Origin of the sequence: Streptomyces sp. NPDC050509 (assembly GCF_044457965.1) — a bacterium.
Classification (GTDB): Bacteria; Actinomycetota; Actinomycetes; order Streptomycetales; family Streptomycetaceae; genus Streptomyces.
This window is the reverse complement of the sequence record NZ_JBITHL010000018.1, coordinates 21,989-46,724: the sequence shown is the minus strand read 5'-3', so window position 1 is coordinate 46,724 and position 24,736 is coordinate 21,989. Positions and strand designations below refer to the sequence as shown.

Genomic DNA, 24,736 nt, shown 5'->3' with positions numbered 1-24,736 from the left:
TCTCCGTTACAACTGCCGCGAGATGGCAGGAAGTTGTAACGTACTGTCGTGACCTCAGAACACGCTGCTGCGAACAGCGCGGGAAAGCCCACCCCGGAGGATGTGGCGGAGGCCCTGCGCGCCCGTATCGCCTCGGGTGACCTCGTGGCGGGCCAGGCCCTCCCCACGCAGAAGAACCTGGTGGCCGAGTTCGGCGTGCAGCGCGGGGTGGTCCGCCAGGCCCTGCGGCGCCTCCAGGAGGACGGCCTGCTCACGGAGGTCACCCGGGGCGCGCCGCCCCGTATCGCCGACCGCGCCGCCGCCGGACGGGCCGCCGCCCGGCGGGCAGCGCCGGCGGGCGGTGACGAGGGGCCGCAGGAGACCATGGTCGCGCTGCGCCCGCGCATCATGGCGGCGTTCGAGGCCGACCACGTACGGATAGACGCCCTCTGCCTGACGGCCGAGTCGCTGAGCGCGGCCCTCGGGGAGCAGCGCCTGCGCATCCGGGACCGCGCCGCCCTGCCGGCGGGGGCCGCCGCGCCGGGCGGGGGCGCGCTGCCCGCCACCGTGACGGTCCGGGTGCTGCTGCCGAACCGCGACATCGAGCTGGCGTTCCCGCGCTCCGTCTCCACGACCGACACGCATCCGGAGGAGAGCGACCTCGTCCACCAGCGCTGGCTCCAGCAGCGCAACGCGCACGGCACGGTCCTGAGCGACCATCTGATGGGGATGCGCTCGGCGGGTATCGACGTCGATGTGCGGTTCAAGGCGCTGCCGTTCACGCCGCCGGTGAAGCTGTACGTGCTCAACGGCGACGAGGCGCTGTTCGCGTACTACAAGGTCACCGTGCGCGAGACGGAGATCCACCGGACGTCCGTCGAGATGTACGACGCGCTGGGGGACCGGTCGCCGCTGTTCTCGTTCGGGCCGGGGGAGCTGCGGGCGCAGCGCGACCACGCCTTCGTGACGGAGTCGCAGGCGTGGTTCGACGCGCTCTGGGAGACGATCGCGACGGACCTCGCGCTGGGGTGACGGGCGCGGGAGTTACCGGCGGCACCGTGTCGTACGGGTGTGGTTCGGGGCAAGATGTGACCCGGAGGCGCTGAGGTGCCCGGCCTCCGCCCCGATGGACGGAGCGACGTGACCGACTCGTACGCGGCCGACTGCCGCGCCGCCGAGGGGCCGGCCCGGCTCGGCGTACTGGACGCGGTCTCCGTGCGATGCGTGCTCTTCGACTTCGACGGTCCCGTCTGCGCGCTCTTCCGCAACCACCCGGCGCCGGACGTGGCCGCCCGCCTGCTCGCGGCGCTCCCCGAGGAGATCGCCCGCACCGTGGGGACGGCGGACGGCGTCCCGGTCACCGACCCGCAGGCCGTTCTGCGCGCGGTGGGGGAGTTGGCCCCGGGCGGCGCGCGGGTGGCCGAGCTGGAGGCGTGGCTGACGGAGGAGGAGATACGGGCGGCGGAGTCGGCCGTACCGACCAGGAACGCGGCGGAGCTGATACGGGCGCTGGACGGCGCAGGGGTCGCCCTCGCGATCACCACCAACAACTCGCCGAGGGCGGTGAGGCGCTACCTCGAACGGACCGGCCTCACCCGCCACTTCGGCGGGCACGTCTACGGACGCCGGCACGACCCGAGGCTGCTCAAGCCACATCCGGACTGCCTGGAACGGGCGCTCAAATGGACGGGCGCGACGGCGGCCGAGGCGGTGATGATCGGTGACGCGGAGGCCGACCTCCGCGCGGCGGAGCGGCTCGGTGTCCGTTTCCTCGGGTATGCGACCAGGGAGACGAAGAGCGCCGTGCTGTACGGAGCGGGGGCGCGGGTGGTCGTGGACGAACTTCCTGACAACCTGACGGAGTTGGCCGGACAAGTCCGCCATGTCGGCCAACTCTGACCGTTTCCGGCCGATCCGGGGTACGGGTGAACAGGAACCGCTGATCCGAGTCGGTGAAGATGGCGCCAACTTCCCCTCATGAAGGCCGCCGGAGAGGTAGCTTCCGCACAACGGCTCCACACACCGCACGCACACCGCGTACATCAGAGGCACCACCGGCACCGAGGGCATACGGCACAGTGCACAAGGCAATGACAGTCGGCCGGGCATCCGGCACCGGATCCGGCACGGCGTCCGGCACCGGATCCGGCACCCGATCCGGCACGGCATCCGGCACCGGATCCGACATGCGCAGGCGAGCGGGCGAGCTGAGCCGTGACGGCCAGGGGGTCACCGGCCCCCTCAACGGCTACCACCACGAGACGTACGCCTTCCCGCTGCCCGCCGCCCACGAGCTGAGCGCCCGTTTCGAGCGCGCCAAGCTGCGCGCGCCCCGCCCCGGGCTGCTCTGGTTCGACCGGCGCTGCTTCGCCTCCGAGGATCTGCTGCTCACCGCGCTCCAAGGCCGGGTGGACCGTATCCCGGAGATCGTCAGGGTCGACGGCGGCGTCTATCTCCAGGGCTTCATCGAGGGCCGGACCCTCGACGCCCGCCAGGTGCCGGGGCTCCAGGGCGCCGGCCGGAGTCTCTCCCGACGCCACGCCGACCAACTCGGCCGATTCTTCGGCCAGTTGGTGTCGATCGACCCGAAGGAGCTGGCGGAGCCTGAGGTCACCCGGATCTGCGCCCCGGACGACTGGACGGCCGAGGGCGACTCGGCGGCGTTCCTCGACCGGCTGATCCGGTTCACCGAGGAACAGGTCCACCGGGACCACGGCGAGCCGTACCGGACCCTCTTCGCGGAACTCGGCGTCGGCGCCGACGCCCTGGTACGGCTGCGGAAGCGCACCGCCGAGCTGCGCACCCGCCCCTTCGCGCTCCTCCACTGCGATCTGCACCGGAAGAACCTGATCGTCGACCGGGACGGCGACCTCTGGGTCATCGACTGGGAACTCGCCATGATCGGCGACCCCCTCTACGACCTGGCGACCCACCTCCATCTGATGGGCTACCCGAAACAGGAGGAGGCCCGGGTCAAGGAGTTGTGGGTGACGGCGGTGGAGGAGGCGCGGCCCGGCAGCGCGTACGGCTGGGAGGAGGACCTGCCGCTGCTCCTCGCGTACAAGCGGGTGCAGTCCGTCTTCACCGACGTGATCCGTACGGCGCTGCTCCTCGGCCCCGACGCGGAGTCGAACTGGCGGGTGCTGCCCCGGGCCGCGTGGCGGATCCAGCGCGTACTGGCGGCGGCGGAGCGGGAGGTGTACGGGGCGGACGCGGCGGCGCCGTCGATGCGGCAGGTGGTGACCGCCTACCGGAACTGGTTCCGTACGACGCACGGGGGCGAGGGCGGGGGCGGCGGCGAGGCGGAGGAAACCGCCCTCACGAGGTCCGGGCCCTGAATAGCACGCCCGACAGCCCCAGCGCGACGGCCAGGATCCCGGCGCTCCAGGCCAGCGCGATCCACGGCGCCGTGCCCACCGGCAGCCCCAGCAGCAGTCCGCGCAGCGACTCGATCACCGGGGTGACCGGCTGGTGGTCGGCGAAGCCGTGCAGCCATGACGGCATCGTCTCGATGGGGACGAAGGCGCTGCTCGGATAGGGCAGGAAGAGGACGAAGAAGGTGAACCCGGAGGCCGCCTCGGGGGACTTGGCGAGCAGCCCCACCGCCGCCGAGAGCCAGGACATCGCCGTGATGTAGGCGAGCAGGATGCCCGCGGCGGCCAGCGTGGCGGCCGGCCCCGCCTCGGGGCGGAAGCCGATCAGCAGGGCGACGACGAGGACGAGCGCGGTCGAGACGAGGTTACGGGCGACGCTCGCCGTGACATGTCCGGCGAGGATCGGCGCGCCGCCCACGTCGAGGGAGCGGAAGCGGTCGATGATGCCGCCCTTCATGTCATCGCTGACGCTCACGGCGGTGCCGGCCGAGCCGAAGCCGGCGCAGAGGATCAGGACGCCGGGGACGACGTACGTGACGTACTCCGTACCGGTGTTGATGGCGCCGCCGAAGAAGTAGACGAAGACCAGCATCATCATGACCGGCAGCATCATCGAGGTGATGACGGCGTCGGTGTTGCGCCGGCTGAGGCGGATGCCGCGCCCGGCCATGGCGGCGGAGTGGGTCAGGGCCCGGGGGGCGAGGGCGCGGGGTGCGAGCGCGTCAGACATGGGCGGGCTCCTGGGCGTTGGGTCCGGTGTCGGGGGTGGAGCGGGTGAGGGAGAGGAAGACGTCGTCGAGGGTGGCGCTGTGGACGGCGAAGCGCGCCACCTCCGTACCGTCGGGGTCGATCTCGTCCAGCAGGGCGCGTACGTGCGCGGCGGTGCCGTCGGTGGGCAGGCCGAGGGTGAGCGAGTCGGGGGCGCGGTGCACGGCGCGGCCCGCGAGGCGCAGATAGGCGTCGGGGCCGGCGAGGACGAGGTCGAGCCGGTGGCCCGAGACCAGGCGCTTCAGCTCGTCCACGGTGCCCTCGGCGGCGATCACGCCCTGGTCCATGACGGCGATACGGTGCGCGAGCCGGTCGGCCTCCTCCAGGTACTGGGTGGTGAGGAAGACGGTGGTGCCCCGCGCGGCGAGGTCCCGTACGACCTGCCACAACTCCTGGCGGCTGCGCGGGTCGAGGCCGGTCGTCGGCTCGTCCAGGAAGACCACCTCGGGGGCGCCGACCAGCCCCGCGGCGAGGTCGAGCCTGCGCCGCATACCGCCGGAGTACGTGGCGGCGAGGCGGTGGCCGGAGTCGGCGAGGCCGAACCGGTCGAGGAGTTCGGCGGCGCGGCGCTGGGCGGCGGCCCGGGAGAGCCCGCCGAGGCGGGCCATCATGCGGAGGTTCTCCTCGCCGGTCTGCTTCTCGTCCACGGCGGCGAACTGCCCGGTCAGGCTGATGGCGCCGCGTACGCGCCGCCGGTCGGCGACGACGTCGTACCCGGCGACGCGGGCGGCGCCCCGGTCCGGGGTGGTGAGGGTGGTGAGAATCCGGACGGCGGTGGTCTTGCCGGCGCCGTTGGGCCCGAGGAGGGCGAAGACGGTGCCGCGCTCGACGCGGAGGTCGATGCCGCGCAGGACGCGGTGCGCCGTCCTTCCCTTCTCCTTCCCCGTTCCCCTGCCCGGGTAGGACTTTTCGAGGCCGGTGGCCTCGATGGCCGTATCTGTACGCACGGGTGCTCCCCCTCGACTGCTTCTGCGTATGACATACGCGTTACTGTGTAAGGGTTACGCATTACTAGGATGGGCGTCAAGCGGCGGGGAGCGAACGAAGAGGGGTACGGCGATGACGGGCAACGCGGACGGCACGGCCGGGGGGGCCGGCACCGGGCTTCCCGCCAGCATCGAGGCGGCGTGGGGGCTGCGCGACCGCCCGTCCAAGGGGCCGCGCCCCGGCCTCACCCTGGAGCGCATCGTCGGCGCGGCGGTCGCCCTCGCGGCGGCGGAGGGGCTGGGCGCGGTCTCGATGGGGCGGGTCGCCAAGGAACTCGGCGTCTCCACCATGTCCCTGTACCGGTACGTCGCCGCCAAGGACGAGCTGTACATCCTCATGCTGGAGGAGGCGATCGGCGCGCCGCCCCCGCCGCCCGACCCGGCGCTCGGCTGGCGCGAGGCACTGGCGTGGTGGGCCTGGGGGCAGCGGGAGGCGTTCCACCGCAACCTGTGGTCGCTGCGCCTGCCGATCTCGGGCCCGCCCAGCACGCCCCACATGGTGGCGTGGTGGGAGCGGGGGATGGTGGCGCTGGACGGTACGGGCCTGGACGACCGGACCAGGATCGCGGTGATCCTGCTGGTCAGCGGCTTCGTACGGAACGAGGCGATGCTGACGGCGGACCTGGACGCGGCGGTCGGGGCGAGCGGCGCATCGGCCCAGGAGGTGATGGAGGGCTACGGACGCACCCTGCGCCGACTGGCCGACCCGGCCCGCTACCCGTCGGTCGCCCGGCTGCTGGCCGAAGGCGGCCTGGAGGGGGAGGAGGGGCCGGACGCCGACTTCACCTTCGGCCTCGACTGCCTCCTGGACGGGGTGGAGACGCTGATCGGGCGGCAGGCGGCAGGGGGAGGGGGGAGGAGCGCGGGTGAGTGGCGGAGGTGAGCGCGCCGCACCCGTAGGCTTCTCCGTCATGAACGGCGACGACGACAACGAGGTCCTCGACCCCGCCCCTCACTCCGCCCCCCACCCCGGCCTCCACCCCGGCCTCCACCCCGGCCTCCCCTCCGATCTCGGCCTGCGGGAGCGGAAGAGGCTGCGCCGCTACCAGGAGATCTCGGAGGCCGCGATCACGCTCTTCCTCGCGAAGGGCTTCGACCGTGTCCCGGTCGCCGAGGTCGCCGCCGCGGTCGAGATCTCCAAGCCCACCCTCTTCCGGTACTTCCCGGCCAAGGAAGACCTGGTGCTGCACCGCTTCGCCGACCACGAGGACGAGGCCGCCCGTGTCGTCTCCGGCCGGCCCGACGGCGTACGGCCGCTGGACGCCCTGCGGCTGCACTTCCTGGCGGGGCTCGACCGGCGCGACCCGGTGACCGGCCTCAACGACGCCGAGGGCGTGCTCGCGTACCACCGGCTGCTGTACGGGACGCCGAGCCTGGTGGCCCGGTTGTACGGGTACCAGCGGCGCTCCGAGGAGGCACTGGCCGCGGCCCTCGGGAGCGGGGTCGAGGGGGCGCTCGGCGCCGCGCAGATCATCGCCGTGCAGCGCGTCCTCGCGCAGGAGAACTGGCGGCGGATCGCGGCGGGCGAGCCGGCCGGGGCGGTGTACCCCGACGCGGTCGCCGCGGCGGAGCTGGCCTTCGAGCGGCTGCGCAGCGGGCTCGCCCTCTGGTGACCAGGCATTTTTGACTCGGTAACGTTTTTTCCTCGGTCACGCTATTCTTGGTGGAGTGACCGCATCCGAAGCACTCGACGAGGAACGGACCTACCACCGGACCTGCCGCGCCGCGCTGACCGGCATGGTGGACGACGCGCACGAACAGATCGTCACCGGCGAGAACGCCTTCGCCTCCGGCGCCGACGCCGAGGTCCTCGGCCGCCATCTGCGCAGCTACGCCAAGGAGTTGCGGCAGGAGCCCGACAGCCCGCTGTTCTTCGGCCGCCTCGACTTCGGCGGCGGCCCGGCGGCCGGTGACCACGCCGGGCAGAGCTACCACATCGGCCGCCGCCGGATCTCCGAACACCCCGCCGCCCCGCCCCTCGTGGTCGACTGGCGCGCGCCCGTCTCGCGCGCCTTCTACCGCGCGAGCGCCGCCGACCCGCAGGGGGTCGCCGTACGCCGCAGATTCGGGTGGGCGCCCTGGAGCAAGGGGGAACCGGAGGACCTGACCGGCCTGGAGGACGAGCCCCTGGGGCCGGACGCGGCGACGGCGGGCGCGGCGGGGGCTGTCGCCGGGAGCGCCATCCTCACCGGCGAGATCGAGCGCCCCCGCATCGGGCCCATGCGCGACATCGCCGCGACCATCCAGCCCGAGCAGGACGAACTCGTACGGTCCGCACTCGGCCGCTCCCTCTGCGTCCAGGGCGCCCCCGGCACCGGCAAGACCGCCGTCGGCCTGCACCGTGCCGCGTACCTCCTCTACACCTACCCGCAGCGCCTGCGACGCGGCGGGCTGCTGGTCCTCGGGCCCAACCGGACGTTCCTCTCGTACATCTCCGAAGTACTGCCCGCCCTCGGCGAGATCGGCATCCGCCAGTCGACGGTCGGCGACGAGATCGCGCGCCATCCGGTACGCACGCGGGACACGGAGGCGGCGGCGGTCGTCAAGCACGACGCCCGCATGGCCGGGGTACTGCACCGCGCGCTGTACGGACGGGTCGCGGGGCCCGACGCGGCCCCCGCGCCGCTCACGGTGGCGGACGGCTCGTACCACTGGCGCCTCGAACCGGACGAACTGGCGCGCATCGTCGCGGAGGTACGGGCCGAGGCGCCCCCGTACGGTGTCGGCCGGGACCGGGTGCGCAGCCGCGCCGTACGGGCCGTTCAGCTCCGGGCGGAGCGGCGGGCGGGGCCGCGGTCGGCGCAGTGGGTGCGGCGGGTGGGCGGTTCGCGGGCGGTCACCGCCTACCTGGACGCGGTGTGGCCCAAGGTGAGCCCCGAGGAGGTGCTGGCCGGGCTGCTGGCCGATCCGGCGGCGGCGGACGGCATCCTCACGCCCGAGGAGCGGCGGGCGATCCGCCGCGCGGGTGCCCGCGTCCCCTCCGGGCCCCGGGCGGCCAGGAAACTGCCCTGGTCGGCGGCGGATCTCGTGCTGCTCGACGAACTCGCCGGGCTGATCGAACACCCCGAGGGGTACGGCCATGTCGTCATCGACGAGGCGCAGGACCTCTCCCCGATGGAGTGCCGCGCGATCGCCCGCCGCGCCGCCTTCGGCTCGCTGACGGTGCTGGGCGACCTCGCACAGGGCACCACCCCGTGGGCGGCCCGCTCCTGGCCCCCGCTCCTCGCCCACCTCGGCCGGCCGGACGCGTCCGTGACCTCGCTGACCACCGGATTCCGGGTGCCCGGCGCGGTCGTGGAACTCGCCAACCGGCTGCTCGCCTCGCTGGACGTCGACGTACCGCCTGCCGTATCCCTGCGCGGCGCGGGCGAGTTGACGATCAGCCGCGCGGAGGAGGGGGAGGGGCCGGGCGGGCTGGACGCGGTGGTGGCCGACGCGGTACGCGCGGCCCTCGCCCGCGAGGGCTCGATCGGCGTGATCGCGGCCGGGCCCGAGGCGGACCGGCTCCGCACCGTTCTCGCCGCGGCCGGGATCGCCACCGTCACGGCGGACGAGCTCGGGGCACCGGCTGCCAGGGTGACGGTGCTGCCCGCGACGGCGGCGAAGGGGCTGGAGTACGACCATGTCGTCCTGGTCGAACCGGCGGCCGTGGTGGCGGCCGAGGCCCGTGGGTCGCACCGCCTGTACGTGGCGCTCACCCGCGCGGTCTCCCGCCTGCACATCGTGCACAGCCGCGCGCTGCCGGGGGAGTGGGGGCCGGGGCCCGAGAGCCGCGGGTGACCCTCACGTTCGACTGATCCACCGCCAGGAGCGCCCACGGGCACCTCGGTCCGCTGTCGTAAAGGAAAGGAATGGCCTGTACGTTGCTCTCGCCGGGAAGCGGAGAGCCTGATCCGTATGCGGTCGTCCAGCGGTATCCGTCCATGTCCAGTTGAACCGGACCCAGGTGTTCCGGGCGCACCAGCGAGGCAGCAACCTTCATGAAGCTTCTGCACATCGACTCCAGCATCTCGGGCGCCGAGTCGGCCAGCCGTCAGATCTCGGCCGCCGTCGTCGCCCGCTTCAAGGACGAGCACCCCCGCCTTGAGGTCACGTACCGCGATGTCGCCGCCGAGCCGCTGCCGCACCACTCGGAAGCCATCCTGAAACTCAAGGCGGCCTCGGCGGCGCGGATCACGGACCCCGACCCCGACTCCGGGTCCGGCACCGACCTCGACGCGGGTGCCCGCACCCTGGGCGAACTGAGCAGGCTCGACGAGGCGTTGGAGGAGTTCCTGGCCGCCGAGGTCGTCGTGATCGGCGCCCCGATGTACAACTTCGGCATACCCAGCCAGCTCAAGTCGTGGATCGACGCCCTGGCCGTGTTCGGCAAGACCTTCCACTACACCCAGGACGGCCCCGAGGGACTGGCGGGCGGCAAGCGCGTCATCGTCGCCTCCTCGCGCGGCGGCGAGTACGTGGCGGACACCCCGACGGCGCCGTTCGACCACCAGGAGACCTACCTCACCAGCTTCTTCGCCTTTCTCGGCGTACGGAACCTCGAATTCGTCCGCGCCGAGGGCATCAACTACGGCCCCGAGCAGCGCAAGCACGCGATCGACACGGCGCTCGCCGAGGCCATCGCGCTCAAGCCCGCCTGAAGCGGCTTGAACGGTCCGAACGGCCCGAATGGTCCGAACGGCTCGAATGGCCTGCCCCTCAAGGGCGCTGCGGGCCCGTCGATGAGTTAGTAGCGCGTGTCGTGTCAACTCGTGCCTGACGTCGCGTTCATGACGTATCTGGCCAGTTCGGCGGGGTCCATGAGCCGGACTGGGAGTGGCTCGCTGTAGTGGCCGTGCCGTTGGAGCAGGGGGCGGGCCTGCTTGATGAGGGTGCGCATCTGGTTCTCGCCGATATGGAAGAGGTGGGCGAGAAGCGAGGCGGGCAGGCCGCGCTGGTCCAGGACGGCGGCCCAGATGATGTTCTCGACGGCCAGTTTCCGGTGCCGGGGCCGTTGTTCCGGCGGCATCGCGTCGATCATGTCGCGGAGCTCGGCGACAAGGCGGTCCAGGGCCTGGCGGGTGATGCCGGTCAGGGCGGAGTGGGTGACCAGGGCCGTATCGAAGGTGTGGGCCGTGCGGGGGTGAGCGCGGCTGCCCGCGGCACCGGCGGGACGCCGGGCTGAGGCGGGATGGTGTAGTTCCACTCGCCGTGGAAGTCATCGGTGTTGATCTTCAGGGCGGCGGCGTGTTGTGCGCCGATCTCGATTCCCGTGGGGTATGTGGTCTCGTCCAGCCGAGAGGTCACGCGCAGTCCCCCGGGAGGCGATCGACATGACGGCGCTGCGGGCCCTACGGGAGTCCCGCACCGACGTGGAAGCCCTCGACCTCACTGCCGAGCGACTGCGCCACCTCAAGGACGCATTCACCAAGGCGGCCGACGACTCCCGCGCCCGCGCGGACCGCTACGCCGAACAAGACGACGCCGACGCGGTGCGCTCGGTACGCCAGGACGACCAGCGGGCGCACCGCCCGCTGGAGCCCGGACCGCACCGGGCCGGGAGGCCGACCACTGAGCGTACTCCGATGTCGCGCACCCGGCCGGTTGTGCGCACTGACGATGCCCGGCGTCCGCTCCACCGAGTGGAGTTCACCCGCGTGACACCGGCCGGTGCGGGGTGCATCGAGGGCCTGGCCCACGTCGACGGCCTCCAGCTGCCGGAGGACATCGGTGAGGAACCGCACGGCGAAGCCGATGACCGCACGGGCGATGCCCTCCGCCGCGTTCGGCCCGGCCTGCCCAACGCCGACACCAAGTGAGCCCGCAATAACCCCGGTTACGCACGGCTGCGGTAGAGCACTCTGTGTGGTCGAGAACCAGTCATGCGAACGCACATCCGGCCTAAAGCTGAAAAATAGAAAGCTTTTACGGAGAAGCGGTGACTACTATCTCCTGGTTCTGATCAGTCCCGCACAGCGGGAGGTATCCGGGGGTGGAGAATGGCATGGCGTAATTCACGGCTCATAGGTAGATCTTTCATCGCTTTCGCGCTCGTGGCCTCAGTATCAGGGGGCTTCGGCAGCGCGCGAGCGACCACGGCGGGGGCGACGGGGCCCACCGTCTGCAACATTCCTGAAGAAGGAGAGCTGAGCATCGATGAGCTGCCTGTCGGCTCATCCGTGATCGACTGCGGGGCAGTCGGTCGTATCGTCACCTACGACGGGACCGGGTTAACGGTTCCCGAACCTGGCACGACGGTGAGTATCGATTCACTGACCACGGACGGTGAGACACAGGGGTTCACACTGGAAGTCGCCGCTGACGGCAAGGTCTCCTACGAACTGACCGACGCCGGCGCGGACTTGCCCACCACGGGCTCCGATGTCCCTGACGTTCTGTCGAACCCTGCCAATACGGCAGCTGACCTGTCGCAGGAGCCGGACGGCGCGGACGCGGACGCGACTGACACTACCGCACCCGAAGACACCGAGGTGGCAGATGCGGATGCCATGGCCGCCCCCGGCGCATGCAGCGACGGCGCGTACACAACGGCTGACCGCAAAGAGTACGGCTCCTACGAGTGGTGGATCGGCGACGGGGGAATGCCCGGCGGGCTTTCACGCACAAACGCCTTGGGGGCGTTCTACGATGCCATCGATAACGTCACCCAGAGCTACAACAACTGCGGCTACACCGACCAGGTCGGTGCGAAGCATAACTACCGGGCTCCCACCAGCTGGGAAGCGGACATCAACAACAAAGGCCAGTGCACCGCTCGAGACGGACTGAGCACCTGGGACGCAGGCGACCTCAAGTCCGGAGTCGTCGCTTCGACCTGCTCGTGGACCTGGCCCATGCCGGGCGTCAAGAACGACCTGCGCGAGGCCGACGTCCGCTTCAACACCCACGACTACGACTTCACGAACAAGCCGACCAGCAGTTGCTCCAACAAATATGACATCCGCTCCGTTGCCACTCACGAGGCCGGCCACATCTTCGGATTGGGGCACGTCAAATCGGGCCACGAGAACCTCACCATGTACACGAACGCATTCACATGCACGACGAAGGCAAGGACCCTCGGCAAGGGAGACGTCCTTGCTCTTCGCAGCATCTACTGAGGAGGACGTCCATGAGCTGGGCCGGACGGTCTGCGGGCATGCTGCTGGCGACAACTATGGTGGTGTCAGCAGCCGCATGCACGGCCGACAGCAGCAGCGGTGAAGGAGGGGAGTCCTGCGCACTCCAGTTCACCTACCAAGGCCGAACGTATCGAGACGTTGCGAATGTGGACTTCACGGTCGCCGACAAGCTCGGCGCCGCCACCAAACCGCCTTGTGACGACACCGGCGGCCAGGACGAAGCCGAGGAAGCTGGGACCACGGAGACCGCCTACAAGGTGAACGGGATCTCCGCCAAGGTGGCCATCGCCGTCGGAGACACACCGGAAGAAGCCGTATTCGTCGCCTCCTACTCCGGCTCGAAGCTTCCGCCAGAGGTACAGAAACTGATCGACGGCCCATGACACGAGGTGCGGGGCACCGCTGTGTGAACTGCAGCTACGCCCCGCACTGACAACTGTGAGATTCTCCTTGGGCGGGGGTGCAGCTGCCAGTGCGCACTGACCACGGCGTGCACCGTACGGGCCTGCTCCAGGTGCTTGTCCCGCATGGTCTCCAGGGTGTCGGCGGTGTCCTCAGTACAGCCAGGAGATCGGTACCAACTGCGTCGAGGTCGCCCACCTCGCCCCCACCGGCCATGTAGGCATCCGCGACTCCAAGCGCAAAGCCGGCCCCGCGCTCATCGTCCACGCCGCCGCCTGGGCCGAGTTCGTCGCGGGTGCGCGGTCGGGCCTCTGGGAGGGCGTTTGATGTAGCCGAATGGACGCTTATGCCTAGTAGGTTCCTTGCCAAGCGCATAACGGACGAGACCACACCAACCTGGCGAGGAACCTACTAGGACTTAAAGGGCAATTCGGCTAGATCAAATGCCCTCTCAGACGTGGAGTTCGGGCGGGAAGCCGGTCCAGCGCAGCTCGTCGGGCAGGTGCCGCAGGTCGTTCGCGCAGAGCACGGACGGCGGCCGGCCGGGCGCGTAACGGATCACCGTCAGCGCGGTGTTGGCGAAGTTCAGGCCCATCCAGCGCCACGCGGGCGCGTCGAGGGCCGCGCGTACCAGCCATCCGACCAGGAAGTTGTGCGTGACGACCAGCTCATGGCGGGGCGTGTCACCGGCCACCGGACCGGTGAACTCCGCCTGCGCCTCACGCGCCAGAGCGGCGCCGAGCCTGGCCTCCTCCTCCGTCACCCCCGCGAGGAAACCGAGCAGGCCGTCGGCGGAGTCCGGCGGCAGCTCCGCCTTCCCCGGCAGATGCGGGATGTAGTCACCGGCCGCCTCCGACGCGCGCAGCGGTACGCCGTCGAGTTCGGCGGCGAGCAGTGTGGCCGTCTCCACGGCCCGGGGGAGCGGACCGTGGTGCACCGCCGACAGCGGTACGTCGCGCAGCCGTTGGCCGAGCAGTACGGCCTGGCGCCGGCCGTTCCCGGTCAGCGCGGTCTCGTCCGCCGAGGCCTCGCCGTGCCGGGCGAGATAGAGAAAACGGGGGGCGGTGCTCATGATCGTCTGTGCCTCTCGATCCGTGCGTGTGCAGGACGGCGCCGCGGTCAGCGCGGCGCGGCGGCGCGTTCGGTGACGCGGCCCTGGGCGTCCGCGCGGAGAGTAGCGGATCCGCGGGGGTCCGTGACGGTCACGCGGATGACCAGGGGGCCGGTCTTCGCTTCGTGGCCGATGTCGATGCGCCAGGAGCCGTCGTCACCGATGCCGGAGGTGGTGCGCGCCTCGCGGACCAGGGCGGGGAGCCGCTCGTACGGGAGGGAGCGCAGCTCGATCGACGGCTCACCAGCACCCGTACCACTGTCACTGACGCCGCCGGTGCCGTTGGCCCACATGCTGTGCTCCTCGATCCGGAACTCGACGGCGGTCGACACCCCCGCCGTGGCCAGCGCCTCGACGGTCCGGCGCATCTGCCCCTCCGCCAGCATTGACTCGGTGGTCCGCGCGGAGGTCGTACGCAACGACACGGAGGCCGAGGCGGACACCGAGACCTCGGCGCCCCCGGCCCTGCCGCCGTCCCCGTTCCCGTTCACGCCGTCCCCGTCGCCCTCCCGGAACAGATCGGCGCGGAACAGCAGGACGATGACCGCCGCGCCGAGGAGGAGCGCCAGGAGGGAGAGCAGGCAGTGTGTTCCTTCCCGGTTGGGGTTCTTGACGAGCGTGGACTCGGGGGCGGAGTCCATCGACGCCTCGGCGGCCCGCCGTGCCCACTCCTGATCCGGCCGGGTCACGATGCTGACGTCCCACGGCTCGTGCGCGGGGTACTCGACGACCACGACGCGGCGCGGCGGATAGTCGGCGATGTCGACGAGATTGACCGCCTGGGAGAACGCGACCCGGTAGGCGGCGCGGTCCTCCGGAGCGACGGTCAGGACGAAACTGATCGGAACGTCCGCCAGTTCACCGCTGGTCGCCCGCCGGCTCTCGATCATCGCGAGGGCCTTACGCTTCTCGGCCCGCGGGGTCCGGGCCCGCTCCCGGCGTCCCGAGACGGTGGTGACCAGGACGAGGAGCAGGAAGAACCCGGCACCGGCGCCCCACAGCGTGGCCTTCCCGAGGATGATCCCGACCACCACGGACGCCACCGCGGCGCCGATCGCCCCGCCGGTCAGCACACTGGCCAGCAGCGTGGCGGGTCCGGCGCGGCGGGACTCGACGGGCCCGCTGGTCTCTGTGATCGTCACAAAGGGTGATTGTCCCCCGGCCCCACGACCACGGGAAGCCCCCTGGCCCCCGCCGCGCTCCCGGTCAGGCGCCGACGTACGCCGCGAGGTGCTCGCCGGTGAGGGTGGAGCGGGCGGCGACGAGGTCGGTGGGGGTGCCCTCGAAGACGATCCGGCCGCCGTCGTGGCCCGCGCCCGGGCCGAGGTCGATGATCCAGTCGGCGTGTGCCATGACCGCTTGGTGGTGTTCGACGACGATGACCGACTTGCCGGAGTCGACGAGCCGGTCGAGGAGGCCCAGCAGATGCTCGACATCGGCGAGGTGCAGGCCGGTGGTCGGCTCGTCGAGGATGTAGACGCCGCCCTTCTCCGCCATGTGCGTGGCGAGCTTGAGCCGCTGCCGCTCGCCGCCGGACAGCGTGGTCAGCGGCTGGCCGAGGCTGAGGTAGCCGAGCCCGACGTCGGCGAGCCGGCCGAGGATGGCGTGCGCGGCCGGCGTACGCGCCTCACCTGCGCCGAAGAACTCCTCGGCCTCCGCCACCGACATCGCGAGCACCTCGCTGATGTCCCGGCCGCCGAGGTGGTGGTCCAGCACCGCCGCCTGGAACCGCTTCCCCTCGCACTCCTCGCAGGTCGTGGAGACGCCGGCCATCATCCCCAGGTCCATGAAGAGGACACCGGCGCCGTTGCACTGTGGGCAGGCGCCCTCGGAGTTGGCGCTGAACAGCGCCGGCTTCACCCCGTTGGCCTTGGCGAACGCCTTGCGGATCGGGTCGAGCAGTCCGGTGTACGTCGCCGGGTTGCTCCGCCGCGACCCGCGGATCGCACCCTGCCCGATCGACACCACCCCCGCGTCGGCACCCCCCGTACCGTCGCCGTCCTCCGTACCGCCGTCACCGGAACCCTTGGCCCCGGCGCCCTTGACCAGGGATCCGTGCACGAGCGAGCTCTTGCCGGAGCCGGCGACGCCGGTGACGACGACCAGCACCCCGAGCGGGACATCGACATCGACGTCCCGCAGGTTGTTCGCGGTGGCGCCGCGGATCTCCAGCGCGCCGGTGGGCTTGCGTACCGTCTCCTTGAGGACGGCCCGGTCGTCGAAGTGGCGTCCGGTGAGCGTGCCGGCGGCCCGCAGCCCCTCGACGCCGCCCTCGAAGCAGACGGTGCCGCCCGCCGTACCGGCACCGGGGCCGAGGTCGACGACATGGTCGGCGATCGCTATGGTCTCCGGCTTGTGCTCCACCACGAGCACCGTGTTCCCCTTGTCCCGCAGCCGCAGCAGCAGGCCGTTCATCCGCTGGATGTCGTGCGGGTGCAGACCGGTGGTGGGCTCGTCGAAGACGTACGTGATGTCGGTGAGCGAGGAGCCGAGGTGCCGGATCATCTTCACGCGCTGCGCCTCGCCGCCCGACAGCGTGCCCGCCGGCCGGCTGAGCGAGAGGTAGCCGAGGCCGATCTCCACGAACGAGTCGAGGGTGTCGCGCAGCGTCGTGAGCAGCGGCGCCACCGACGGCTCGTCGAGGTCGCGGACCCATGCGGCCAGGTCGCTGATCTGCATCGCGCACGCGTCGGCGATGTTGATCCCGCCGATCCGTGACGACCGGGCCGCCTCGGCGAGCCGGGTGCCGTCGCACGCGGGGCAGGCGGTGAAGGTGACCGCCCGGTCCACGAACGCCCGGATGTGCGGCTGCATCGCCTCCCGGTCCTTGGCGAGGAACGACTTCTGGACCTTGGGGATCAGCCCCTCGTAGGTGAGGTTGATGCCGTTGACCTTGACCTTGGTCGGCTCGCGGTGGAGGAAGTCGTGCAGCTCGGTCCCGGTGTAGTCGCGGATCGGCTTGTCCGGGTCGAGGAAGCCCGACTCGGTGAAGATCCGCAGCGTCCAGTGGCCGTCCGTCTTGTAGCCGGGGACGGTGACCGCCCCCTCGGCGAGCGACTTGGAGTCGTCGAAGAGCTGGGCGAGGTCGATGTCGGAGACGGTGCCCCGGCCTTCGCAGCGCGGACACATGCCGCCGGTGCGGTTGAAGGTCTGCTTCTCGGCCTTGCGGCCACCGCGTTCGACCGTGATCGCCCCGCTCGCCCGGACCGAGGGGACGTTGAAGGCGAACGCGCCGGGCGACCCGATGTGCGGCTGCCCGAGCCGGCTGAAGAGGATACGGAGCATCGCGTTGGCGTCGGTGGCGGTGCCGACGGTGGAGCGGGGGTCGGCCCCCATCCGCTGCTGGTCGACGATGATCGCGGTCGTCAGCCCTTCGAGTACGTCGACCTCGGGCCGCGCCAGCGTCGGCATGAAGCCCTGCACGAAGGCGCTGTACGTCTCGTTGATCATCCGCTGGGACTCGGCGGCGATCGTGCCGAACACCAGGGAGCTCTTGCCCGAGCCGGAGACGCCGGTGAAGACCGTCAGCCGGCGCTTGGGTATCTCGACGCTGACGTCCTTGAGATTGTTCTCCCGCGCGCCGTGCACGCGGATCAGCTCGTGACTGTCGGCGGCGTGCGGCGCGGGCGGCTGGGCGGCCGTCCTCGGGACCGTGCTCATCGTGTCTCCATCTGTTACGCGGGCATCCGTTGCGCGAGTATCCGTTGCGCGGGCATCTGTCAGGCGGGCATCCGTGACGCGGGGCATCCGTGACGCGGGGGCGCCCCCTGCGGTTTCCGGCGGGAGGTGCGGAACCAGCGGTACGGGGCGGCCACCGCACCCGGGCCGCGGCCGGTCGGCGCGGCGGAACGGTCACCCCGCCGCTGCGGCAGCGCGTCGATGTGTCGAAGGATAACCGCACCGGAACAGCCGCACCGGATACGAGGACATCGGTCCGCGGAGTACGGGGGGCGTCTGTCCGCGGACACGGGGGCGTCTGTCCGCGGACACGAGGCGGGGGACGCCGCAGCGGGCCCGCGGGGCCGGTCAGCCCTCCCGTTCGATCCACTCGCCGCCGCCCAGCGGGTAGTCGTACCCGGGGCGGCCGGCGTCGGCGCTCGTACGGAACGGGGTGCCGTCGTTGTCGATGCGCACCGTGCCGCGGCGGCTGCCGCTGGACCAGTTCAGGCTGAGTTCCCAGCGGACATCGTGCGCCCTGGCGCGCGCGGTGATGTAGAAGACCTCGGGATCGGACTCGCTGACCTGGTACGGGAAGTCGCGCTGGCCGTTCTTGACGGTGACCGTGGGGCTGCCGTTGTCGAGGTCGATGTCGAACGACTTGGTGCCGACGCCACCGCCGCAGCCGACCCCCATCGAATAGTCGTTCCAGGCGAGCGGGGCGCCCTTGGAGACGACGCGTACGTGCAGCTCGTTCAGGACGACCGTGTCCCGCCCGCTGCCCTGAACGGTCAGGGCGACCCGCTGCTCCCCGGAGGAGACCGCGCCGTAGACAGCGGCCCAGCGCGGTGCGTCCGGCTCGCCCGCGGGCGGGCCGACATGCTCGGGTTCGCTGTCGACGAGGAAATGCTGGCTGCACGGGTCGTCGTAGACGTAGGGGCGGGTGGCGATGTTCAGCGGTACGACATCGCTGTCACCGGGGGGCTCGGCCGCGCCCCGCTCGCCGCCGCCCTTCGAGGCGCGGGGGGTGGCCCCGCCGGATTCGACGGCGGAGACGGAGGCGGACGGGCCGGGGCTCTCGCCGCTTGAGGAAGGGGAAGGCGTGGCGGAGCCCGTCGCCGACGGCTCGGCGGTGTCCGCCGGTCCGGTGGTCGCGGAGGTGCCATCGGCCGCCCGGTGGCCCTCCGTATCGTTGCCGCCCCCGCCGAAGGGGACCTGGACGGCGAGCACCACGGCTCCCAGTACGGCGGCCACCACGGCGGAGGCGATCAGCGCGCCACGGCGTCGCCGTGGCGCCGCGGGCTCGCGCGGCATGTCGGCGACCACCGGCTCACCGTCGTCTTCGCCCGGTCCGCCCGGTCCGCCCGGTCCGTACGGTGCCGCCGCGCCGGCCGAGTCCGCCGCCTTGGCCTCCGCAGCCCCGGCCGCCTGATCCGCCCCCGTCTCCCGGGCCGGAGTCTCCGGGACCGGAGTCTCCGGGACCGGAACCTCCGGGACCGGATCCAGCGCCGTGGCCCGCTCCGGCCTGCCCCTTCGTGCCGCGTCCGCCAGGATCCAGCGCCGGTGCAGCTCCACCAGCTCCTGCGGCGTCGCTCGGCACACCCGGGCGAAGCGCTCCGCCGGTGCGTACTCGTGGGGCAGCGCGGTGCCGTTGCAGTAGCGGTGCAGTGTCGACGTGCTCATGTGCAGCCGCTTGGCGAGCGTTCCGTAGCTCAGCCCCGAGCGGTCCTTCAGTTCCCGCAGCAGCGCCGCGAACATGTCCGTGCCCCCGGCACCGGTCGCATCCGACACTCGTTCCACGATCCTCCCCCTGTCCCATTCACCCGTTCCAGGGGAACTATGTTTCGCCTGGTCAGAGCCCGTTTCAGCGTTCCAGCGTCCCGAACTCCCCGCTGTTCATGGCGGCTGGGACGGGTCACCCCACAAGCTTCGGTCATCCAAGCACCACACCCACCCGAACACCGAAGGGGCCACCGCCACATGTCCAGCGTCCGCAACTCCCGCTCCCGCCTCCTGACCGCCGCCGCGACCGTCGCACTCGCCGCGTTCTCCCTGACCGCGTGCAGCGACGGAACGGGCGTGGCCGACGAGGGCAAGGCGACACGTTCCTCCTCGACGGTCCCGCCCTCCACGACCGACCCCGCGTCGGCGGAGCCCGGCTCCGGATCGTCCGGCGGCAACTCCGGCGGCTCCTCCGGCGGCTCCTCCTCAGGCGACGCGAGGTCGGCCACCGCCTCGAAGCCCGACGAGAACGCCCCCGCCGCGAAGGAGGCCGCCTCCTCCAAGAAGACGGTCACCTGTGAGGGTTCCCAGACCAAGACGGTCGCGGCCCCGCTGACCCGCCCGGTCAACCACATGCTCCTCACCGTCACCAACACCGGCAGCGCCACCTGCTACCTGTACGGCTACCCGGCCGTCCGATTCGGCGAGGCCCAGTCGGTGCCGCCGGTCATCGAGGACTCCCAGCCGCAGGCCGTCGTCACCCTTGAGCCGGGCCAGTCCGGCTACGCCTCCGTCAACCTGTCCGCCGCCGACGGCAGCGCCGGACACGGCCGTACGGAGAAGTCCCTCGCCGTCTACTTCCAGGGCCGCTCCGGCAGTGAGAGCGTCGGCAAGGGTGCCACCCCCGCACTGCCCGCCGAGGGCATGTACATCGACGACTCGCTCAAGGTCACGTACTGGCAGCAGTCGATGGACAGCGCCATCAACTGGTGACGAAGCGGCGGCCGGCAGCTCACCCGCGGAGGGTCTAGGAGACCTTGCTCAGGGCGGGGTCGGTGCGCCAGACGAAGGCGAGCTCCGACAGGGGGACGCCGAGCACCTCGCTGAGCCGGACGATGGTGCCGAACGCGGGGGTCGGCAGCCGGCCGGTCTCGATCTTGCGGAGGGTCTCCGGCGAGATCTCCGCCGCCGAGGCCACTTCCACGGGGCTGCGTCCGGCCCGGGCGGAGCGCAACGCGGCCCCGAGGCGTCGGCCCGCCTCGATCTGTTCGGGGGCGAGCGGGTAGCGAACCATCCGCACATGCTAGAGGCGCGGATGATTCGGCGGCAACCACTCCAGCCGGCCACTGGTATAAATATACCTGTCGGTCGCCCCGGAGAAATCGAGGATCGCAGTGATCGAGCACAAATCCCCTCAGGACATCGAGCGTATGCATGTCACCGGGCAGTTCGTCGGCCAGGTGCTGGCCGAGCTCGCCGACCTCGCCGCGGTGGGGGTCAACCTGATGGACCTGGAGCATCACGCCCGCCGCCGGATCAAGGAGCGCGGCGCGGAGTCCTGCTACTGGGACTACGAGCCCTCGTTCGGCAAGGGCCCGTTCCGCAACGTGGTGTGCCTCTCGGTCAACGACGCCGTGCTGCACGGATTGCCGCACAGCTACACGCTGCGCGACGGCGACCTGCTGACCATGGACATGGCGGTGAGTATCGACGGCTGGTCCGCGGACTCGGCCCACTCGGTCGTCGTCGGCACCCCGGCCGCGGAGGACCTGCGGCTGATCGAGGCCACCGAGGTCGCCCTGGAAGCCGCGATCAAGGTCGCCCAGCCGGGCAACAGGCTCGGGGACATCTCGGCCGCCATCGGCGCGGTCGCCGCCGAGTACGGCTACCCGGTCAACCTGGAGTTCGGCGGTCACGGTATCGGCCGCACGATGCACGAGGACCTGCACATCCCCAACGACGGTCGCCCCGGCCGCGGCTGGAAGCTGCGTCCCGGCCTGACGATCGCGATCGAGCCCTGGTTCGCGGCCGGCACCAACAAGATCGTCTACGACCGGGACGGCTGGACGATCCGCTCGGCCGACGGCTCGCGCACCGCCCATTCCGAGCACACGGTCGCCGTCACCGAGACCGGCCCGCTCGTGCTCACCCGGCGCCCCGGGAGCGACGAGGCGCTGAAGGACAAGCGGGAATCATCGGCGACCCGACGCTGACGAGGGCTTCATCGGGGACGCCGGACGAGAGGCCGTCTAGCGGTGGGGCCGGGGTTCGGGCCGGCGCCGGGTGGCGTGGATGGAGCCGAGCAGGTGGAGGGACTGGGCGCTGGGGCTGCCCGGTTCGGCGTGGTAGATGACGAGCTGCTGGCCGGGGGCGTCCCGTACGTCGAAGGCCTGGTAGGTGAGGGTGAGGGGCCCGACGTCCGGGTGGAGGAAGCGCTTGGCGTCGTGGGTCTTCCCGCGTACGGCGTGGGTGTTCCAGAGGCGGGCGAAGTCCGCGCTGTGCTCGGTGAGGGTGTGGACGAGGTCGCGCAGCCGGGGGCTGTCCGGGTCGAACCCGGCCGCCTCGCGCAGATGGGCGACGGTGGCCTGGGCCGCCCGGTCCCAGTCGGTGTAGAAGTGCCGTCGCGCGGGGTCGAGGAAGGTCATGCGGGCCAGGTTGTCCGCCGGCGTGAACGGGGCGTAGAGGGCGTCGGCCAGGGCGTTGACGGCGAGAAGGTCCAGGGTCCGGCTCATGACGAACGCGGGAGTGTTCGGGTAGCCGTCCATCAACTGGCGCAGCGCCGGGCCGACCTGCTCGACGGAACGGCCGGAGGCCCGGTCGACCGGCGCGACCCCGGCCAGCCGGTACAGGTGCGCCCGGGCGTCCTCGTCGAGGCGCAGCGCGCGACCGAGGGCGTCGACCACCTGGGGCGAGGGGTGGCGCTCGCGCCCTTGTTCCAGGCGGGTGTAGTAGTCGGCGTTCACTCCGGCCAGGACGGAGACCTCCTCACGGCGCAGTCCGGCGACCCTGCGGGTGCCGTAGCTCGCCATGCCGACGTCCTCCGGCCGCAGGCCGGCGCGGCGTGCGCGCAGGAAGTCCCCGAGGTGGTTGTCGTCCATGCGTTCAGGCTAGGCGCCGACTCGGTGTGCCGCCTGGGTGTGCCGCACCCGGGCAGCATGTGACCGGGCAGCACGTGACCGGGCACCAGGACAGGTGAGCGGCTGGTGCCCGCGCACCAGGGGAAGACGGTCGCGGGGGACGATGCCCGGCGGGGCGCCGGAGGGAAGGGTGGGCGGCGTGTGCATCCCGCGCGTTCCGCTGAATCCCGCACGTTCCCCTTGCCCGGCGGTGTCCGGAGTGATCAGCAGATGGCGGCCTTTCCCGACAACTCCCCAGGTGCCGGGGCCCGTTCGGTGTTCCGGGCCCGGTGGCTGCCCCGTATCCTCAACCGGGTGCTGCCGAATGGGGATATGGGGATATCGAGGGTGGGGCACTGAGCCGGCCATGACGGACACGGGCGGCGGTGGCCCGCGACCGCACGGCACATGGTGGCGCGAGTGCGCGATCACGGCGACGGCGTTCGTGCTCTGTCTGCTCGGCGGCGCGGTGCGGGCCGACGGCACGCTGTCACCGCCGCCCGCCGCCGCCTGCCTCGTCGCCGTGGTGTCCTGCGCCGTGCTGCCGGTGCGGCACCGGGCGCCCGTGGCCGCCATGGCGGCGACGACCGCGTGCGGTGTGCTGGTGCCGCCCCTGGGTCTCCTGCTGAGCCCGCTCATCGTGGCCCCCGCCGTACTCACCGTCTACTCCTACACGCTCACCGTGCGCACCGAACGGCGCGCGGTGAGCGCGGTGTTGCTCACCTCCGCAGCGCTGCTGGTCGCCTCCACCCCCTTGTTCGGGGCTCTTTCGTGGCAGGACGCGAGCAGGCTGGGATTGGTGGCGGCGTTCCCGCTGGTGGCCGGCGTACTCGGGCACTCGGTGCAGAACCGGCGGGCCTACCTGGCGGCCGTGGAGGAGCGGGCCCGGCGGGCCGAGGAGAGCCGGGACAGCGAGGCGCTCCGGAGAGTGGCCGAGGAACGGGTGCGCATCGCCCGGGAACTGCACGACCTCGTGGCCCATCAGATCACCCTGGCCAACGCGCAGGCCACGGTCGCCGCCCACCTCTTCGACGCCCGCCCGGAGCAGACCCGTAAGAGCCTGAAGGAGCTCGTCGAGACCACCGGCCACGCGCTCGACGAACTGCGGGCCACGGTCGGCCTGTTGCGCCAGTCCGGGGACACTGCCGCCCCCGCCGAACCGGCGCCCGGACTGTCCCGCCTTCCCTCGCTCCTCGCATCCTTCCGCCGCGCGGGCCTGGAGGTGTCGGTGCACCAGGAGGGCACGGCCAGACCGCTGCCGCCGGGAGTGGACCTCACCGCCTACCGCATCGTCCAGGAGGCCCTGACCAACGTGACCAAGCACGCCGGAACCGGGAGCGCCCGGGTGCGCCTCGCCTGGCACCGCGACCACGTGACCATCACCGTCACCGACGACGGAGGGGCCGCCCGTACGACGCCGACCGCATCTGTGGGACCGAGCGCACCTGTGGGACCGAGGGCATCCACGGGACCGAGGGCATCCACGGGACCGAGGGCATCCACGGGACCGACCGCGTCCACGGGACCGACCGCGTCCACTGGACCGAGCGCGTCCACGGGACCGGACCGGCCGCCCGGTTACGGTCTGATCGGGATGCGGGAACGTGCCGGCGCGGTCGGGGGACACCTCTCCGCGGGCAGCCGCCCGGAGGGCGGCTTCCTCGTCTCCGCCCGACTGCCCCTCCCGCCCGCCAAGGACTCGACGCGGAGCACCGGCGGAGCGACAGCCGCCGAGGGGCGCATGGCCTACGGAGCGACAGCCACCAAGGAAGTGACGGGCGACGGAGAGACAGGGGACGCGCCATGACGCTCCGCGTGCTGCTCGCCGACGATCAGGCCCTGCTGCGCGAGGCCTTCCGGATGCTTCTCGACACCGCCGACGACATCACCGTGGTCGGTGAGGCCGCCGACGGCAGGGAGGCGGTGAGACTCACCCGGGAGCTGCGCCCGGACGTGGTGGTCATGGACATCCGTATGCCCGAGGTGGACGGTCTCACCGCCACGGCGGAGATCTGCGCGGACCCGGAACTGCGTGCCAGCCGCATCCTGATCCTCACCACGTACGAGACCGACGAGTACGTCGCCCAGGCGCTGCGCGCGGGGGCCGGCGGCTTCATCGGCAAGGGCATCGGGGCCGAGGACCTGATGGAGGCCGTGCGTACGATCGCCCACGGCGACACCCTTCTGTCCCCCGCCGCGACCCGCTCCCTGGTCGCGCGTTTCCTGGCCACACCGGACGACGCCCCGCCGTACCACCGCGAACAGCTCGCCGTACTCACCCCGCGCGAACGCGAGATGGTGGCTCTGGTCGCGACCGGCCTGTCCAACCAGGAGATCGCCGAGCGGATGTTCCTCAGCCCCTTCACCGTACGCGCCCATGTGCAGCGCGCCATGACGAAGCTGGAGGCCCGCGACCGGGCGCAACTCGTCGTCATCGCCTACCGGACGGGCCTGGCCCGCGCCGCCCCCGACGATGGCACCGACCGCCTGCCGTAGTCCG

General features: G+C 71.6%; 23 protein-coding genes and 2 pseudogenes. 15 read left to right on the top strand and 10 right to left on the bottom strand.

Going from position 1 to position 24,736, the window contains the following annotated elements; translation table 11 throughout:
- Positions 1-48 precede the first annotated feature (48 nt).
- The 3 genes from ACIBJC_RS35810 to ACIBJC_RS35800 all read left to right on the top strand — a co-directional run bounded on the left by ACIBJC_RS35810 (position 49) and on the right by ACIBJC_RS35800 (position 3,317).
- Positions 49-1,011, top strand: coding sequence for a GntR family transcriptional regulator (locus tag ACIBJC_RS35810; RefSeq protein ID WP_399299997.1), 963 nt, complete (start codon positions 49-51; stop codon positions 1,009-1,011).
- Between the two features lie 108 nt (positions 1,012-1,119).
- Positions 1,120-1,878: an HAD family hydrolase gene (locus tag ACIBJC_RS35805; protein WP_399299994.1), complete on the top strand. Its 759-nt coding sequence runs from the start codon at positions 1,120-1,122 to the stop codon at positions 1,876-1,878.
- A gap of 287 nt (positions 1,879-2,165) precedes the next feature.
- On the top strand, positions 2,166-3,317 hold the full coding sequence (locus tag ACIBJC_RS35800) for a phosphotransferase (protein WP_399299991.1): 1,152 nt from the start codon (positions 2,166-2,168) through the stop codon (positions 3,315-3,317).
- Here ACIBJC_RS35800 and ACIBJC_RS35795 read toward each other — a convergent pair.
- The gene (locus tag ACIBJC_RS35795) at positions 3,298-4,083 is read right to left on the bottom strand and encodes an ABC transporter permease (protein WP_399299988.1); all 786 of its coding nucleotides are present in this window, start codon (positions 4,081-4,083) and stop codon (positions 3,298-3,300) included. The two genes, ACIBJC_RS35800 and ACIBJC_RS35795, sit on opposite strands and share 20 nt — an antisense overlap.
- Positions 4,076-5,068 carry an ATP-binding cassette domain-containing protein gene (locus tag ACIBJC_RS35790; protein ID WP_399299985.1) on the bottom strand — a complete coding sequence of 331 codons (993 nt, stop codon included), beginning with the start codon at positions 5,066-5,068 and terminating at the stop codon, positions 4,076-4,078. The genes ACIBJC_RS35795 and ACIBJC_RS35790 overlap by 8 nt, the downstream gene beginning before the upstream one ends.
- A 112-nt stretch (positions 5,069-5,180) precedes the next feature.
- Between ACIBJC_RS35790 and ACIBJC_RS35785 the strand changes: the two genes are divergently transcribed.
- The 4 genes from ACIBJC_RS35785 (at position 5,181) to ACIBJC_RS35770 (ending at position 9,747) form a co-directional block, all read left to right on the top strand.
- Complete coding sequence (locus ACIBJC_RS35785) at positions 5,181-5,990, top strand: TetR/AcrR family transcriptional regulator (RefSeq protein ID WP_399299982.1); 810 nt, start codon at positions 5,181-5,183, stop codon at positions 5,988-5,990.
- On the top strand, positions 5,974-6,720 hold the full coding sequence (locus tag ACIBJC_RS35780) for a TetR/AcrR family transcriptional regulator (protein WP_399299979.1): 747 nt from the start codon (positions 5,974-5,976) through the stop codon (positions 6,718-6,720). The genes ACIBJC_RS35785 and ACIBJC_RS35780 overlap by 17 nt, the downstream gene beginning before the upstream one ends.
- Positions 6,721-6,844: 124 nt before the next feature.
- Positions 6,845-8,887 carry a HelD family protein gene (locus ACIBJC_RS35775; protein WP_399300209.1) on the top strand — a complete coding sequence of 681 codons (2,043 nt, stop codon included), beginning with the start codon at positions 6,845-6,847 and terminating at the stop codon, positions 8,885-8,887.
- A 200-nt stretch (positions 8,888-9,087) separates the two neighbouring features.
- Positions 9,088-9,747, top strand: a complete 660-nt coding sequence (locus ACIBJC_RS35770; protein WP_399299976.1) for an FMN-dependent NADH-azoreductase — start codon at positions 9,088-9,090, stop codon at positions 9,745-9,747.
- A 104-nt stretch (positions 9,748-9,851) separates the two neighbouring features.
- On the opposite strand, the gene ACIBJC_RS35765 is transcribed toward ACIBJC_RS35770, so the two are convergent.
- Together ACIBJC_RS35765 and ACIBJC_RS35760 are read right to left on the bottom strand one after the other, a co-directional pair.
- Positions 9,852-10,292 (bottom strand): hypothetical protein, encoded by a 441-nt coding sequence (locus tag ACIBJC_RS35765; protein WP_399300222.1) that lies wholly within the window; start codon positions 10,290-10,292, stop codon positions 9,852-9,854.
- Between the two features lie 38 nt (positions 10,293-10,330).
- Positions 10,331-10,393, bottom strand: a pseudogene (locus ACIBJC_RS35760) (hypothetical protein); the annotation flags it as partial.
- Positions 10,394-10,419: 26 nt separating this feature from the next.
- Here ACIBJC_RS35760 and ACIBJC_RS35755 point away from each other — a divergent pair.
- The 4 genes and pseudogenes from ACIBJC_RS35755 to ACIBJC_RS35740 form a co-directional block, all read left to right on the top strand.
- Positions 10,420-10,905 carry a hypothetical protein gene (locus ACIBJC_RS35755; RefSeq protein WP_399299973.1) on the top strand — a complete coding sequence of 162 codons (486 nt, stop codon included), beginning with the start codon at positions 10,420-10,422 and terminating at the stop codon, positions 10,903-10,905.
- A gap of 234 nt (positions 10,906-11,139) precedes the next feature.
- Complete coding sequence (locus tag ACIBJC_RS35750; protein ID WP_399299970.1) at positions 11,140-12,207, top strand: matrixin family metalloprotease; 1,068 nt, start codon at positions 11,140-11,142, stop codon at positions 12,205-12,207.
- A gap of 38 nt (positions 12,208-12,245) precedes the next feature.
- Positions 12,246-12,611: a DUF6281 family protein gene (locus ACIBJC_RS35745; protein WP_399299967.1), complete on the top strand. Its 366-nt coding sequence runs from the start codon at positions 12,246-12,248 to the stop codon at positions 12,609-12,611.
- Between the two features lie 184 nt (positions 12,612-12,795).
- Positions 12,796-12,957: pseudogene (locus ACIBJC_RS35740) on the top strand (DUF397 domain-containing protein); the annotation flags it as partial.
- A 124-nt stretch (positions 12,958-13,081) separates the two neighbouring features.
- Here ACIBJC_RS35740 and ACIBJC_RS35735 read toward each other — a convergent pair.
- From ACIBJC_RS35735 to ACIBJC_RS35720, 4 genes are all read right to left on the bottom strand, one after another.
- Positions 13,082-13,705, bottom strand: a complete 624-nt coding sequence (locus ACIBJC_RS35735; RefSeq protein WP_399300206.1) for a histidine phosphatase family protein — start codon at positions 13,703-13,705, stop codon at positions 13,082-13,084.
- Between the two features lie 44 nt (positions 13,706-13,749).
- Positions 13,750-14,883: a hypothetical protein gene (locus ACIBJC_RS35730; protein WP_399299964.1), complete on the bottom strand. Its 1,134-nt coding sequence runs from the start codon at positions 14,881-14,883 to the stop codon at positions 13,750-13,752.
- Between the two features lie 64 nt (positions 14,884-14,947).
- Positions 14,948-17,401, bottom strand: coding sequence for an ATP-binding cassette domain-containing protein (locus ACIBJC_RS35725; RefSeq protein WP_399299961.1), 2,454 nt, complete (start codon positions 17,399-17,401; stop codon positions 14,948-14,950).
- Between the two features lie 366 nt (positions 17,402-17,767).
- Positions 17,768-19,189 (bottom strand): helix-turn-helix domain-containing protein, encoded by a 1,422-nt coding sequence (locus tag ACIBJC_RS35720; protein ID WP_399299958.1) that lies wholly within the window; start codon positions 19,187-19,189, stop codon positions 17,768-17,770.
- Positions 19,190-19,378: 189 nt separating this feature from the next.
- Between ACIBJC_RS35720 and ACIBJC_RS35715 the strand changes: the two genes are divergently transcribed.
- Positions 19,379-20,113 carry a DUF4232 domain-containing protein gene (locus tag ACIBJC_RS35715; protein WP_399299955.1) on the top strand — a complete coding sequence of 245 codons (735 nt, stop codon included), beginning with the start codon at positions 19,379-19,381 and terminating at the stop codon, positions 20,111-20,113.
- 34 nt (positions 20,114-20,147) lie between these two features.
- Here ACIBJC_RS35715 and ACIBJC_RS35710 read toward each other — a convergent pair whose 3' ends face one another.
- Positions 20,148-20,414, bottom strand: coding sequence for a helix-turn-helix domain-containing protein (locus ACIBJC_RS35710; RefSeq protein ID WP_399299952.1), 267 nt, complete (start codon positions 20,412-20,414; stop codon positions 20,148-20,150).
- A 100-nt stretch (positions 20,415-20,514) separates the two neighbouring features.
- Here ACIBJC_RS35710 and map point away from each other — a divergent pair, with 100 nt between their 5' ends.
- Positions 20,515-21,333 (top strand): type I methionyl aminopeptidase, encoded by an 819-nt coding sequence (map, locus tag ACIBJC_RS35705; protein ID WP_399299949.1) that lies wholly within the window; start codon positions 20,515-20,517, stop codon positions 21,331-21,333.
- 36 nt (positions 21,334-21,369) lie between these two features.
- Here map and ACIBJC_RS35700 read toward each other — a convergent pair whose 3' ends face one another.
- Complete coding sequence (locus ACIBJC_RS35700) at positions 21,370-22,218, bottom strand: helix-turn-helix transcriptional regulator (protein ID WP_399299946.1); 849 nt, start codon at positions 22,216-22,218, stop codon at positions 21,370-21,372.
- Between the two features lie 385 nt (positions 22,219-22,603).
- Between ACIBJC_RS35700 and ACIBJC_RS35695 the strand changes: the two genes are divergently transcribed.
- Together ACIBJC_RS35695 and ACIBJC_RS35690 are read left to right on the top strand one after the other, a co-directional pair.
- A complete protein-coding gene (locus ACIBJC_RS35695; protein WP_399299942.1) occupies positions 22,604-24,043 on the top strand; it encodes a histidine kinase in 1,440 nt (479 codons plus the stop codon).
- Positions 24,040-24,732 (top strand): response regulator, encoded by a 693-nt coding sequence (locus tag ACIBJC_RS35690; protein WP_399299940.1) that lies wholly within the window; start codon positions 24,040-24,042, stop codon positions 24,730-24,732. The genes ACIBJC_RS35695 and ACIBJC_RS35690 overlap by 4 nt, the downstream gene beginning before the upstream one ends.
- Positions 24,733-24,736: the final 4 nt, after the last annotated feature.